This window comes from Vibrio chagasii, from assembly GCF_024347355.1.
Lineage (GTDB): Bacteria > Pseudomonadota > Gammaproteobacteria > Enterobacterales > Vibrionaceae > Vibrio > Vibrio chagasii.
On the sequence record NZ_AP025465.1, the window covers coordinates 2,309,772 to 2,324,563 of the forward strand.

10 protein-coding genes are annotated in these 14,792 nt (G+C 44.9%); 5 read left to right on the top strand and 5 right to left on the bottom strand.

Annotation, left to right across the window (positions count from 1 at the left end; genetic code table 11):
- Positions 1-32 precede the first annotated feature (32 nt).
- Positions 33-3,182: a ribonuclease E gene (gene rne / locus OCV52_RS10515; protein WP_137408099.1), complete on the top strand. Its 3,150-nt coding sequence runs from the start codon at positions 33-35 to the stop codon at positions 3,180-3,182.
- 258 nt (positions 3,183-3,440) lie between these two features.
- Complete coding sequence (locus tag OCV52_RS10520) at positions 3,441-4,988, top strand: SulP family inorganic anion transporter (protein ID WP_137408098.1); 1,548 nt, start codon at positions 3,441-3,443, stop codon at positions 4,986-4,988.
- A 101-nt stretch (positions 4,989-5,089) separates the two neighbouring features.
- On the opposite strand, the gene OCV52_RS10525 is transcribed toward OCV52_RS10520, so the two are convergent.
- Entirely contained in the window at positions 5,090-5,539 is a 450-nt protein-coding gene (locus tag OCV52_RS10525) for a low molecular weight protein-tyrosine-phosphatase (RefSeq protein WP_137408097.1), read from the bottom strand.
- Positions 5,540-5,623: 84 nt separating this feature from the next.
- Between OCV52_RS10525 and cobO the strand changes: the two genes are divergently transcribed.
- Complete coding sequence (cobO, locus tag OCV52_RS10530; RefSeq protein WP_137408096.1) at positions 5,624-6,229, top strand: cob(I)yrinic acid a,c-diamide adenosyltransferase; 606 nt, start codon at positions 5,624-5,626, stop codon at positions 6,227-6,229.
- Between the two features lie 153 nt (positions 6,230-6,382).
- On the opposite strand, the gene OCV52_RS10535 is transcribed toward cobO, so the two are convergent.
- The 3 genes from OCV52_RS10535 to apbC form a co-directional block, all read right to left on the bottom strand.
- Positions 6,383-8,509 (bottom strand): AsmA family protein, encoded by a 2,127-nt coding sequence (locus tag OCV52_RS10535; RefSeq protein ID WP_137408095.1) that lies wholly within the window; start codon positions 8,507-8,509, stop codon positions 6,383-6,385.
- 107 nt (positions 8,510-8,616) lie between these two features.
- Entirely contained in the window at positions 8,617-9,258 is a 642-nt protein-coding gene (gene udk / locus OCV52_RS10540) for a uridine kinase (RefSeq protein WP_004737367.1), read from the bottom strand.
- Between the two features lie 276 nt (positions 9,259-9,534).
- Positions 9,535-10,611 carry an iron-sulfur cluster carrier protein ApbC gene (apbC, locus tag OCV52_RS10545; protein WP_137408094.1) on the bottom strand — a complete coding sequence of 359 codons (1,077 nt, stop codon included), beginning with the start codon at positions 10,609-10,611 and terminating at the stop codon, positions 9,535-9,537.
- Between the two features lie 157 nt (positions 10,612-10,768).
- On the opposite strand from apbC, the gene metG reads away from it, so the two are divergent.
- Together metG and OCV52_RS10555 are read left to right on the top strand one after the other, a co-directional pair.
- Complete coding sequence (gene metG, locus OCV52_RS10550) at positions 10,769-12,829, top strand: methionine--tRNA ligase (protein WP_137408093.1); 2,061 nt, start codon at positions 10,769-10,771, stop codon at positions 12,827-12,829.
- A 215-nt stretch (positions 12,830-13,044) separates the two neighbouring features.
- The gene (locus tag OCV52_RS10555; RefSeq protein WP_105025319.1) at positions 13,045-13,524 is read left to right on the top strand and encodes a YehS family protein; all 480 of its coding nucleotides are present in this window, start codon (positions 13,045-13,047) and stop codon (positions 13,522-13,524) included.
- Between the two features lie 385 nt (positions 13,525-13,909).
- Here the strand turns inward: OCV52_RS10555 and fadR are convergent, their stop codons facing one another.
- Entirely contained in the window at positions 13,910-14,749 is an 840-nt protein-coding gene (gene fadR, locus OCV52_RS10560; RefSeq protein ID WP_137408092.1) for a fatty acid metabolism transcriptional regulator FadR, read from the bottom strand.
- Positions 14,750-14,792: the final 43 nt, after the last annotated feature.

Sequence of the window (14,792 nt, forward strand, 5' to 3'; positions counted from 1 at the left end):
TGAAAATAAGAAAAGACAACGAGTATTTCTAAATGAAAAGAATGTTAATTAACGCAACTCAAAAAGAAGAGTTGCGTGTCGCTTTGGTTGACGGCCAGCGACTATTCGATCTAGATATCGAAAGTCCAGGTCATGAGTCAAAGAAAGCGAATATCTACAAAGGACGTATTACCCGTATTGAACCAAGCCTAGAAGCGGCATTCGTTGATTACGGCGCAGAACGTCACGGTTTCCTCCCTCTTAAAGAAATTGCCCGCGAATACTTCCCTGAAGGTTATACATACCAAGGCCGTCCTAGCATTAAAGAAGTGCTAAAAGAAGGCCAAGAAGTAATCGTACAAGTAGAGAAAGAAGAACGTGGTAGCAAAGGTGCTGCACTGACAACTTTCATCTCTTTGGCAGGTAGTTACTTAGTTCTTATGCCAAACAACCCTCGTGCAGGCGGTATTTCTCGTCGTATCGAAGGTGACGAACGCACCCAACTGAAAGCAGCATTGAGCACTCTTGAGCTTCCTCAAGGTATGGGCTTAATCGTGCGTACAGCGGGCGTTGGCAAAAGCGCAGAAGAGCTAGAGTGGGACCTAAATGTTCTATTGAATCACTGGGGCGCTATCAAGCAAGCTTCTGATTCAAATGCAGCTCCTTTCCTAATTCACCAAGAAAGTAACGTTATTGTTCGCGCAATTCGTGACTACCTACGTCGTGACATCGGCGAGATTCTAATCGACAGCAACACTATTTTTGAACGTGCTCAAGCGCACATTCAACTAATACGCCCAGATTTCATGAATCGCGTTAAGAAGTACGATGGTGAAGTACCACTATTCAGTCACTACCAGATTGAAAGCCAGATCGAATCGGCTTTCCAACGTGAAGTTCGCCTTCCTTCTGGTGGTTCTATCGTAATCGATCCAACAGAAGCGCTAACTTCTATCGATATCAACTCAGCTCGTGCAACAAAGGGCGGTGATATCGAAGAGACAGCACTTAACACTAACCTAGAAGCAGCCGATGAAATTGCACGTCAATTACGTCTACGTGACCTAGGTGGTCTTGTTGTTATCGACTTTATCGATATGACTCCGGTTCGCCACCAACGCGAAGTTGAAAGCCGCCTACGTGATGCCGTTCGTCTAGACCGTGCTCGTGTACAAATTGGCCGTATTTCTCGCTTTGGTCTTCTAGAGATGTCTCGTCAACGTTTGAGCCCATCACTAGCAGAAGCAAGCCACCACATTTGTCCTCGTTGTACAGGTACTGGTGTTGTTCGTGATAACGAATCTCTAGCACTGTCTGTTCTACGTTTGATTGAAGAAGAAGCTCTGAAAGACAACACAGCACAAGTACTTGCTGTTGTGCCTGTTCCTATCGCGTCTTACCTTCTGAACGAAAAACGTCGCTCAGTAAACCACATCGAGAAGAACCAAGAAGTTAAGATCACTGTTGTTCCTAACTCTGACATGGAAACACCGCACTTTGAGGTTATCCGTGTTCGTGAAGGCGAAGAGTTCGATCTACTTTCTTACCTACTTCCTAAGAAGCTAGATGCTCTGAAAGAAGCAGAAAGCAAAGAACCTGCAGAACAAGCAATTCGCCCTAAGAAGATCGAAGAGCCAGCTCTGAAAGGCTTCGCTGCTCCAGCTCAATCAGCACCGACTCCAGCGCCAGCACCAAAAGCGGCACAAGAGAAGAAAGCTGAACCAGTAGCACAAGAATCAGGCCTAATTGGTCGCTTCTTTAAGGCTATCGGTAGTTTCCTATTTGGCTCTTCAACTCAAGAAGAGAAGCAAGAAGAGAAACAAACTGAAGAGAAGCCTAAAAACAACCGCAATGGCAACCGTCAACGCCGTGACCGTAACGATAACCGCCGCCGTAACCAACGTGGTGAGCGTGGTGACAACCGTAACGATAACCGTGACAACAAACGCCGTCGCAAGCCTGCACGTGATGAGAAGTCTGAAGAGCAGAAAGATGCAGCTCCACAGCAAAATCGTCACCCTCGTAAGCCTAAGCAAGATCGCCGCAACAAGCAGCGTGACGAGCAGAAGCAACGCGAAGAGCAAGCACCATCTAAATTAGCAGAAGAAGGCCTACAGCTAGCGGCAGACGCACAAGCTGGTAAGTCAGATGCGCCAAAGGCTAAGCCTGAAGCGAAAGCTGCTAAGATCAAAGAGCGTCGCCAACGTCGTAAGCTGAACAAGCAAGTTCGTGTTAAAGACCAGCAAGCTCAAGCAGACGCTGCTGAAAACTCAACTAAGGAACAAAAAGCACCATCTGTTTCTAAAGAGCAAGCAGCAGCGAAAAACAAATCAGTAGCGCAAGAGCAGCAAGTTGAAGCAACTCAAGCAAATGGCGAGCAGTCTGAACAGGAAGAACCGAAACAACGTCGTAACCGTCGTTCTCCACGTCACCTACGTGCAAGTGGTCAACGTCGTCGTCGCGGTCGTGATCGTCGCCCTAACCCATTCCGCCTGCGTAAAGGTGGTGTAGCTTCTCCAGAGATGGCTATGGGTAAAGTGATGCCTCGCTTCATTCCGAAACCTCACCACAAACAGGCAAAACCTGAAGTGGCAGAAGTAGCAGTTGAAACGCAAACAGTGGTTAATACTCAAGAGCAAAATGTCGCTCAAGAGGCAGCTCCACAAAGCAGCGTTGTAATGGCTGGCGGTTTTGCATGTCCTGAACTGGCAATGGGTAAAGTGATTATCCGCCGTGAAGAGACTGCAGTAACTCAAGCACCAGTTGTTGAAGCTAAAGTAACTGAAGCTCCTGCTGTTGTTGAAGAAGCTCCAGTGGTTGTCGAAGCGAAAGTTGAGGCACCTGTCGTTGAAACTCCAGTCGTTGAAGCACCAGTGGAGACTGTGAAAGCTGAGGAAGCAGTTGCTGAAGCACCAGCAGTTGAAGCTGAAGCGGCTGTCGTTGAACCAGCAAAAGTAGTTGAAGCACCGAAAGCTGAAGTGAAAGTTGAAGAAGCGCCTGTTGCAAAAGCAGAAACGCCAAAAGCAACGGTTGCGAAAAAGCAAGCGGGCTCACCAATGACTAAAGCTCCTGGTCCTCAAGAGATCAAAGAGATTGAAGTGGTTGCAGCACCGTTCCGCACTGAACGTTTTGTACCAAAAGGTGCAGGCAGTCAGGTCGCGTCAAACAAAGCTGGTGCAGGCATGACTAAGCCAAACTACTAGTATTTACTACTGAGTAATCATTAGAAAATCGAATCAAAGGCTGCTTATTTAAGCAGCCTTTTTCTTATCTGCTAATCGAATAAAAATTAATAGATATATTACTCAAAATTGGGTTCTACCTTGAACTTAGTCACAATTTTGGGTAGCATTCGCGCACTTATCTTTTCGACACTTAGCTATTGCCGCTCTTTTTCATCACTGTTTAGCTACGCAATACACTCGTGTCGGTAAATCCATTTTAAGCATAGCTGAGCACACATGTTCGAATTCCCACAATTTTCTAAGCACTCTGTAAAGAATGACGTACTGTCAGGCCTTACCGTAGCACTTGCTCTGGTACCTGAAGCTGTAGCATTCGCCTTTGTTGCTGGCGTTGACCCAATGGTTGGTCTGTACGCAGCATTCATCGTAGGTCTTATCACTTCAATCTTCGGTGGCCGCCCAGGCATGATTTCTGGTGCGACTGGCGCGATGGCTGTTGTAATGGTAAGCCTAGTTGCAACTCATGGTGTTCAATACCTATTCGCGGCAATTATGCTAGCTGGCCTACTGCAAATTGCAGCAGGTGTCTTCAAGCTAGGTAAATTTATCCGCATCGTTCCACACCCAGTAATGATTGGTTTCGTGAACGGCTTAGCTATCGTTATTTTCCTAGCTCAACTTGGTCAATTCAAAGCACCGGATCTAACAGGTGCATTAACTTGGCTACCAAGCGACCAGATGACTCTGATGTTAGGCCTAGTGGCACTAACTATGGCGATCATCCACTTCCTACCAAAACTGACGACAGCAGTACCATCTTCATTGGTTGCTATCGTAACTGTGACGGCATTGGTTGTAGGTCTTGATCTTGAAACTCGTACAGTTGTTGATTTCCTACGTACTATGTCTGGTGACGAAGCAGCAACGCTGGCGGGTTCTCTACCGACCTTCTCTATTCCAGCAGTACCGTTTAACCTAGAAACGCTATACATCATCCTACCTTACGCAATGATCCTTGCAGCGATTGGTCTAATCGAATCGCTACTAACGCTAACAGTACTAGACGAGATGACAAACACTCGTGGTCAATCTAACCGTGAATGTGTTGGTCAAGGTATGGCTAACGTGACGTGTTCAGTATTTGGCGCGATGGGTGGTTGTGCAATGATTGGTCAGTCAATGATCAACGTAAACTCTGGTGGCCGTGGTCGTCTATCGGGCATCGTTGCTGCTGTGGCATTGCTAATGTTCATCCTATTCGGTTCAGCACTTATCGAAATGATCCCGCTAGCGGCGCTAGTTGGTGTGATGTTCATGGTTGTTATTGGTACATTCGAATGGGCAACCTTCAAGCTTGCACGTCGCGTACCTAAGCAAGACTTCTTCGTTATCGTTCTTGTTACGGTTGTGACAGTAATGACTGACCTAGCGGTTGCTGTATTTGTGGGTGTTATTGCATCTGCACTGATGTTTGCATGGCAGCATGCTAAGCACATCTACGCGGATACTTGCATCAACGAAGCGGGTTCAAAAGAGTACAAAGTAAACGGTCCAATCTTCTTCGGTTCAACAGCGAACTTCCTTGAGTTATTTGACGCACATGAAGATCCACAAGACGTTATCGTTGATTTCGCGAACTCTCGCGTAACCGACCACTCTGCTATTGAAGCAATTGATACCATTGCTGAGCGTTACGCAGCACAAGGTAAAACGCTGCACCTTCGTCACCTAAGCCAAGACTGTGTTGCTATGCTGCACAAAGCAGGTAGCTTAGTAGAAGCAAACGTAGCAGAAGATCCAATCTACAAAGTAATGTCTAAGTAATCTTAAACATCACTTTACGTTAGATATAGAAAGGCCGACATTCAATGTCGGCCTTTTTTATACTTCGCGTGCAAGCGTTCTACTGCTTTATACCCTCGATATCAAATCGACCTTAATATCGCTTCACTAGATTCTTCGATTAAGTCCAAAACCAGTTCGAACCCATCACCCTCTCCATAATACGGATCAGGAACTTCTTGATACTGCGAGTCACCGAAACTCAAAAACAACGCCAGTTTGTATTGCAAGTGTGCCGGACATTGGCTCATTAAGTCAGTCAAGTTAGCTCTATCTGCTGCGAGTATTAGGTCAAACTCTTCAAAATCATTTGCGACGACTTTTCGTGAAGTAATGCCTTTAAAGCTATAGCCCCGCTTCTCTCCTGCCGCTTTGGAGCGTGAATCCGGCGGACTGCCTTGATGGAAGCCAATCGTCCCCGCAGAGTCGACTAGAACATCAATATTGAACTGCTTCGCCTTCTTTCGTAATACCGCTTCACCCGTTGGCGAGCGACAAATATTCCCCATGCAAACCACGAGTATCTTTTTCATCCGTAATCACCTGTTCTTCCGATGGTTTTTGCTATCGTTAAGTTAGGCTATGATAGGCGCAATCACAACTTAAAAGGATTTGTTATGTCGACTGAAGACAACAAAGAACAACGTCATAAAGCAAGACAACAGAAAGTAAAAGAACAAGTCGATGCTCGTGTCGCTGCAGCTCAAGAAGTAAAAGGCCTGTTACTGGTCATCACTGGTAATGGTAAAGGCAAATCGACCTCAGGCTTTGGTACCATAACTCGCGCAGTAGGCCACGGTAAGAAATGTGCGGTTGCTCAGTTTGTTAAAGGCACTTGGGATAACGGCGAAAAGAATGTCCTGCAAAAGCTAGATGTTGAATTTCAGGTGATGGGCACTGGTTTTACCTGGGAAACGCAAAACAAAGCGCAAGATATCGAAGCGGCACAACGCGTATGGACAGAGTGTAAACGCATGCTGGCTGACGAGTCGATTGATGTGATTCTATTTGATGAGCTGACTTACATGGTGAGCTACGGTTACATTGAGCTAGATGAAGTAGTTGATGCGCTTAACAACCGTCCGAAGATGCAATCAGTGATCATTACAGGCCGTGGTGCACACCGCACACTAACTGAAATGGCAGACACCGTATCAGAGGTACGTAACGTAAAACACGCATTTGAATCTGGTGTTAAAGCGCTACAAGGCGTTGACTGGTAATCACCTTCAACCAGAGCTCCCGGACTCAGTCATTCTTCCCTCTCGAGGATGACGACTACTAGGCCGTTATGCTCTTGAGTATTACCGATGCCAAAATAAAAAGCGCCATTCCTACAATAGGAATGGCGCTTGTTTATATTTAGCGAGTAATCGTTAATTAAAGAAACCTTTCAATAAACCATCTACGGCTTCTTTGGTCTTCTCATCTTTAATCTTGTCCGTTAGCTTGTTAACACCACGGTCAATCTCTTTCTGTGCTTTTTGTTTCAATACATCATCAAAAACAAGTGCAAATTTCGGGTCAGCCCATTGGCCAGTCACCTTAATCGGAATCGTCACATCTTTCAGGTCATCAATACTCTTACCGCCCTGACCTTCCAATGAGCCAACAATCGATGTTCTTACTAAGAAATCTACCGTTTCATTAATGAAGTTAGCTTTGCCTTGGCCTGTAACGCGTAGTAATGGTGATTGTGCCGACAAGTCATTCGTTGAAACCCAACCTTTATCAACCTTAAGCGTCGCTTTCATCGCACTAAAATCAGTATTTTTAGCTTCATTTGTGCTTTCAACTTTTTCGCCTTTGATCTTCGCGTAATTCTCACGAATCAGTTGTGCAACGTTGATGCCGTTAACCGCACCATCTTCAAAGTTAATCGCGATAGTACCAACTAAGTTCTTTTTGATTCCTGTTGGTGTAAGGCTCTTACCTTTCACATTAACATCGATATTACCCGTACCTTCAAGCATATCGTTACCGGCAACATCAACCAATAATGGCTGAACTTTCACACCTTTAATTCTCTTCTTAGCAGTGTAAGTCGCTGGTATTTTACGAGCGTCTAGTTTCGCTGTCGCAGAGATAGAACCTTGGTAAAGGTTTGATGTGAATGAAGTCAATTCAGCAACACCACGGTTAACAGAGAATGCCGTTTTAACATTCTGCATTTTCGCATTGTTCGCTTTGAACTTATCGATCGTTATATCACCTTTCACATCAAGCGTTTTCAATGCTGATAGGTCAGGTTCAACTTCTTTCACTGGCCCTGAGCTGCCTGACTTTGACGTTGAGCCACCAGCAGAACCAGAAGGCGCCGTGCTCGCGGTTTCTGTTGAATTACCTAAACCTAGGAACTCGTCTAAATCAATGTTCGGACTATGCAGCGAGAAACGAACTTTTGGTATTTCTGATAGAGTAACGTCGGCCTTACCGTCTAATGCAATAGAGTTAGCTTGTAGCTTCTCTAGCACAAAGCTCAAATGGCTCTTCGTTAGATCAAAGCTAAGATCAGACAACATGTCGACTTTCATTGGTGACTGAGGAAGCGTGTCACCCTTGAACATAGAGTCTAACGTTAACTTGTTCAGTGTCACTTTTGAAATTGCTTTATCAACCGTCAGCTCACCGACACCTTTCAGGTCTAAATCTAGACCAGCAGCTTTACCAACCACAGCGTAAGTCAGTTGGTTAACCTTATCGAACTCAAACGTATCTAAACCAAGCTTTACGGAGTCAATTGACGTCGTTGGGTCATTAAAATTAGCGTTTAGGTCGATATTACGTAGCGCATAGCTTGCAAAGCCTTCAGCCAGTTTGAACTCAGCGCTACCGTTGGCTGAGAATTTTTGCTGGTTGTTCTCACCAGACGCATCAAAATTTGCCGTAGTCCACGTGTCTACTGCGAACTCAGATAGGTTCAAAGACACATCGTAGAGCTTAGTGAAAGAACCGGCTTGCTTGTCGTCCATTTCAAATAGTGCGTTTGAAATGGTTACGCCTGCTAGATTAATCGTCCAGCCAGATGCCTCAGATGCGCTTTGCTCTTGTGGAGCCTGCGCAGGCTCAGACGTTGTCTCAGCAGCTGGAGCCGACGCATCAGATGCCGATGCTTGCGTCAGCGCATCAATATTTTTACGGCCATCTTTAAGCGTCTCTAAGTAGAATTCAGCGCCATCTAGAGTGATGTTACCGATCTCTAGTTGGTTACTAAATAGCGGAGTAACCGAAACGTCAACGCCAACGGTATCAACCTTAAATAGATTAGGTTGGGTAAACCCTTCTGGGTTGCGTAATTCAGTTTGACCAAGTTCGAAGCCAATAGATGGGAAGAATTGCCAGCTGATATCACCCTCGATAACTAGCTCAAGGCCGGTGTGCTTCTGGGCTTGTTCGACAATTAATGGCTTAAATTGGTTGGGATTCACTAACAGTACTAGTGCCAAAATTGCTGCAACAACAATAAACACTGGCACAGCTATGAAAATGAGTAGTTTCTTCATCCGCATATTCCTTACTTAGATTCCAAAAGAAAGTGGCACTATAAAAGTGCCACTGATTCGGTAAAAAATAAAGCTAAGTGAGTCACTTAGACAAAACTTTTATTCGATTAAGACTTCAACAACTTCGCAATGTGCGCTTTCAGTACATCAATCGCGATACGGTTTTTACCACCACGAGGAACGATGATGTCTGCATGTTGTTTTGAAGGCTCGATAAACTGCATGAACATTGGACGTACTGTTTCTTGGTATTGCTTTAGTACTGTATCCATTGTGCGACCACGCTCTTCAACGTCGCGCTTAACACGGCGTAGTAGACAGATGTCTAGTGGTGTATCCATGAACACACTTGCGTGCATTAGGTTACGAAGACGTGGGTCTGTTAATAGCAGAATACCTTCTAAAATGATCACTTTCTTAGGAGTAAGTGTAGTCGTTTCAGAAGTACGTGTATGTTCTGTGTAGCTGTACTCTGGTACTTCTACAGCATTGCCGCTCATCAGCTGCTGTAAATGCTCACATAACAGATCATGGTCCAGTGCATTTGGATGATCGTAGTTAGTTTTAACACGCTCTTCCATACTCAAGTGGCTTTGGTCGCTGTAATAGCAATCTTCCGTGATAACACCAATTTGATGGTCGCCTACTTTTTCGCGCAGCTCATTATAAATCGTACTAGCAATCAGACTTTTTCCTGAAGCTGAAGCGCCAGCGATACCTACGATGACACATTGATTATTATCAGACATTATTTTGCACCCGATATGGTTTGGTGGTGGGAATAGATAAACCGCCTGATTATAGGGGCTAAAGCACCGAGATTCTAGTCGCCATTTTAGCAAATTGCAGTCAAATTGATGATCTCAATACATTTACTTAAGACAATCGTTTGCTTTCAAATAACTTGCCTACAACTATTTGCACAGGCTTGCCAACTACCAAACCAACAAACGATAGTTGTGCAAAAACCACGGGCTGTTTATCTAAACCACTGATTATCTATACCGCGTTGAGGTTCGCGCTTACTATTCAACCATAGAAAAGTTGATCGCTTCTGGGCGCGCTTTACCCGTCCAAAACATTTTAGCCGCGACATTTTCAGCAAGCTCAAGGTAGTGACGTGTATGTTCGCTATCAGGGCGACGCACTACCGTCGGGCAACCGGCATCGATGTCTTCGCGAACATCAATATGCAGTGGGATTTGCGCTAAGATATCGAGGTAAAACTCTTCAGACATAGCCTCTGCGCCACCAGCGCCAAAGATATGCTCTTTCTCACCACAGTGACTACATATATGGTAGCTCATGTTTTCAACTAAGCCTGCTACAGGCACACTCACTTTATCGAACATCGCGACACCTTTACGTGCGTCTGCTAAAGCCAGATCTTGAGGAGTAGTCACAACCACCGCACCGGTTACCGGAATTTGTTGAGATAGAGTTAACTGGATATCACCCGTGCCCGGTGGCATATCAATCACAAGGTAATCCAGCTCTGGCCATATGGTTTCATTCACAAGCTGACCTAGCGCTTTTGCCGCCATCGGACCACGCCAAATAGCAGCGTCATCTTTCGATACAAGGTAGCCAATTGAATGCGTGAAAATACCGTGCGCTTCGATTGGCATCATCCACTTATTGTTTTGCACTTCTGGCTTCGCATCTAGTTGTCCTAGCATCATGGGGACCGATGGGCCGTAGATGTCCGCATCCAATAAACCGACTTTTGAGCCTGACTTAGATAAAGCCAGCGCAAGGTTAACTGAAGTCGTTGATTTGCCCACCCCGCCCTTGGCAGATGTGACAGCAATAATATTCTTCACACCTTTAAGTGGCGTTGATACCGTCGTTTCAAGTGCCGATGGCTTGACCTTCACTTCAAATTGAAAAGCACTCACAAGCTTTTGTTCAATCTGAGCGTTAATCCAATTTTCCAGGTCAACAGCAAGCTGATTCGCAGCGAAAGGCAAAGTAATAACAAACGATCCACGAGGATCAACAGAGACAATGTTTTGGTGTAGCGCCCACTCCGGGATGAGGATTGGTGACTCAAACTCATTCAACCATGAACAGAAATCTTGCTTCGAAGTAAAGTTACGCATTGGGGCTCCTTTTTTTATTTATGCTATCACCCACGAGATGAAGACTGAACCCCTAAAAAACTAGGGGAATCCTTTGTCTGATACCTTGGCGTATCACACGTTATAAAGTAGTATTACCAATCAAATTTATACCTATCAAAAAAGCGAATTATTAAGTATGGCAACTGATCCAAGACAACTTTTGGTAACTTGTGCGCTTCCGTACGCTAACGGCTCTATTCACCTTGGCCATATGCTTGAGCATATCCAAGCTGATATCTGGGTTCGATACCAGCGTCTGCGTGGCAACACTGTAAACTTCATCTGTGCTGACGATGCTCACGGCACGCCAATTATGCTTAAAGCTCAACAGATGGGTATCACGCCAGAAGAGATGATCGCTGCTGTTAGTGAAGAGCACCAAAAAGACTTCGCTGGCTTTGATATCAGCTTTGATAACTACCACAGCACACACAGCGACGAGAACCGTGAACTGGCTTCTCACATCTACCTAGAACTTAAAAAGAACGGTTTCATTTCTAGCCGTACTATTTCTCAGCTTTTCGACCCTGAGAAAGAGATGTTCTTACCAGACCGTTTCGTAAAAGGTACTTGCCCTAAGTGTAAGTCAGAAGACCAGTACGGTGATAACTGTGATAACTGTGGTGAGACATACAGCCCAACTGAGCTAATCGATCCTAAGTCAGCAGTTTCTGGCGCAACTCCAGTAATGAAAGACTCTGAGCACTTCTTCTTCGATCTACCTCAGTTTGAAAGCATGCTAAAAGAGTGGACACGTTCTGGCTCACTGCAAGCTGAAACAGCAAACAAAATGCAAGAGTGGTTCGAGTCTGGTCTACAACAGTGGGACATCTCTCGTGATGCACCATACTTTGGCTTCGAGATCCCAGGCGAAAAAGACAAGTTCTTCTACGTATGGCTAGATGCACCAATCGGCTACATGGGCTCATTCAAGAACCTATGTGACAAGCGCGACGATCTAGACTTTAACGAGTACTGGAAGAAAGATAGCACCGCTGAGCTTTACCACTTCATCGGTAAAGACATCGTTTACTTCCACAGCCTATTCTGGCCTGCAATGCTAGAAGGTTCTGGTTTCCGTAAGCCAAACAACGTATTCGTACACGGCTACGTGACTGTAAACGGCGCGAAGATGTCTAAGTCTAAAGGTACTTTCATTAAAGCAAGTACGTACCTAAATCACCTAGACCCTGAATGTCTACGTTACTACTACGCTGCGAAACTAAACAGCCGTATCGATGACCTTGACCTTAACCTTGCAGACTTCACTCAACGCGTAAACGCTGACGTAGTAAACAAGATTGTTAACTTAGCTTCTCGTAACGCTGGCTTCATCACTAAGCGCTTCGAAGGCAAGCTAGCCGCTGAATTTGCAGAACCAGAGCTATACAACGAATTCGTTGCTGCTGCAGAGCGTATCGGTGAGCTATACGAAACGCGTGAATTCAGCCGTGCTATCCGTGAGATCACTGCACTAGCAGATAAAGCGAACCAGTACATCGACGAAAAAGCACCTTGGGTTCTTGCAAAAGAAGAAGGTAAAGAGAAAGAGCTTCAAGAAGTTTCTTCTGTTGGTATCAACCTATTCCGCGTCCTAATGGCTTACCTGAAACCAGTGATGCCTGAACTTGCGGCTCGCACTGAAGCTTTCCTAAACGAAGAGCTAACGTGGGAAGGTGTTGCTACTCCACTAACTGATCACGAAATCACTAAGTTCAAAGCGCTATTTAGCCGCATTGATCCTAAGAAAGTGGAAGCGATGATTGAGTCTTCTAAAGAAGACGCAGCAGCAGAAATGGCAGCTAAAGAGAAAGCGGAAGCTGAGAAAGAAAAAGCAAGCCAAACTGAGCTAGACAAAGAGCCAATCGCTGAAGAGATTGAATTTGACGCTTTCGCAGCGGTTGATATGCGTATTGCTCGTATCATCTCATGTGAAGAAGTGCCAAAAGCGAACAAACTACTGAAGTTCCAACTGGACATCGGTGGTGAGACTCGACAAGTATTCTCTGGCATCAAGTCAGCATACAAACCTGAAGAGCTAGAAGGCAAACTAACTGTTATGGTTGCAAACCTAAAACCTCGTAAGATGAAGTTTGGTATGTCTGAAGGCATGATCCTAGCAGCGGGCCCTGGCGGCAGCGACCTATGGATCCTTGAGCCACACGAAGGTGCTCAACCGGGTATGCGTGTAATGTAATTCTGGCGTCTGTCAGATAAAGCATTCATTGCCAAATCCCTGATGTAACTTAACTTGAAAGAGTTAATAGCATCGGGGATTTTTTATATCTATCGAAAATCGGCGTTCTCTGTTAGAGTCGCCGTCAACTATGCTAAGTAAAGTATGACAAGGTTATCTGCAGCAATACGCCGTTTGAAGCCACTTTACTCTCTAAACCTTTTTAGGACACCTCTGTGACTAACAACGAAATCTTGCGTCGTATTCAACACGCACTAAACCTTAAGAACGCACAAATCATCAAAGCTATTGAGCAAGCGGATGTCACTGTTGCCCACGACCAAGTGATTAACTGGCTAAAAGCGGATAACGATAAGTCATGCTCTAAGATGAAAGACAAAGAGTTAGCGGTATTCCTAAATGGTTTCATCAACCTTAAGCGTGGTAAAAAAGAAGGGGCTCAGCCAAAACCTGAAGTTGCACTTACCAACAACATGATTTTCATGAAGCTACGTATTGCGTTGAACATGAAAGCAGAAGACGTGCTCGATGTATTAGAAGTGGTGGGTATCAGCCTAAGCAAATACGAAATTGGTGCCTACTTCCGCAAGCCTGAAAACAAAAACTACAAAGTATGTGAAGACCAATTGCTTTGTGATTTCCTAAATGGTGTTCAGTTTACTAACCGCCCAGACTCAGAAGAGTTCGCAGGTTAACTACTAGGGCGTGTTGACCTTTCGAGCTGGTTTTTGCAGCGAGTTGCTGGGTATTTATACAAGGCAGAGGCTTTGACGTGTAGCTAGCCTACATGAGAAGCCGATAACGCAGTAGAAATGACCAGCAAACGCTGCCCGAAGGGTTCGGCTAAAAGCGTTTTACTCTTTGTTGAGGGGGATTTGCTTAGAATGACTAGGCTACTTTCCCCTCGCCGCGATTAAAACGCTTTTATCTCGAACAAAATTTAACCACGAAAGATCAACACGCCCTAATCTACTAGCAAATTAGCCACACTCTTGATAAATAAAAAGCGGCGAGATAATTAAATTATCTCGCCGTTTTTCTTTGTTCTTACTTTAGAGACTGACTAAGTCAACCAAAATATTAGCTGTCGTCTTCCGTAAAGTTCGTTGGTAACGTCGTTTTCATTTCGTTCCAGATCTGTGCACTTGCGATACCGTAATTACGAATAACCAAAGGCAAGTTTTCACGTTGGCCGCTTTCACAGATAACAAACAGCTCTTTATAGAACTCCATCGCTAGGCGACGCGCTTCAGGATTAGAGAAGTAGTAGCTACCGATACGATCGTAAAGCTTACGTACGCCATTAAAGATCAGACCGTAAATTTGGTTACCTGAATGGAACGCTAAGCGTTGGAACAACATGTAGTCGTAAAAGTTAAACGCCTTCGCAATTAAGATCGTCTGACGTTTTGCTTCGTCTTTCTCTGTGTCTTCTTTAACTGCTTGCTTGATCTTGTCTGCATACGGAGACGAATCTAGGAAGTCATCCCATGTAGGTGCCGCAAGTAGCGCTTCACACGATTCAATCACATTACTGATTGTACGCTCTGAAGCCTCTTTATTTGCTTTGAATGCATAACGCATGAAAATCGGGCTGATATTAGTACGAGCAGCAAGCAGGTCTTCTACCATCTTGCTTGCGTTATCAACATCCAGCGTCATTAGCGTATCAAGGATATGAAGGCCTGATGTCTCCATAAACTGGTTAACTTTAGTTGGTTTGCCATGTTGGATTGTTAACCAACCATCACGAGCAAGACGTTGTAGTACTTCACGAAGCGTAGTACGTGTAACACCAATTAGCTCAGAAAGCTCACGCTCTGCTGGCAAGATAGAACCTGGAGGGAAACGGCCATTCCAAATACTTTCAATGATATACTTTTCTGCAAATCCTGCCGGGCTCTTCGCCTTAATGACCATCTACACTTCAATCCAATTAAATTATTTTCTTCTAATTTACTCA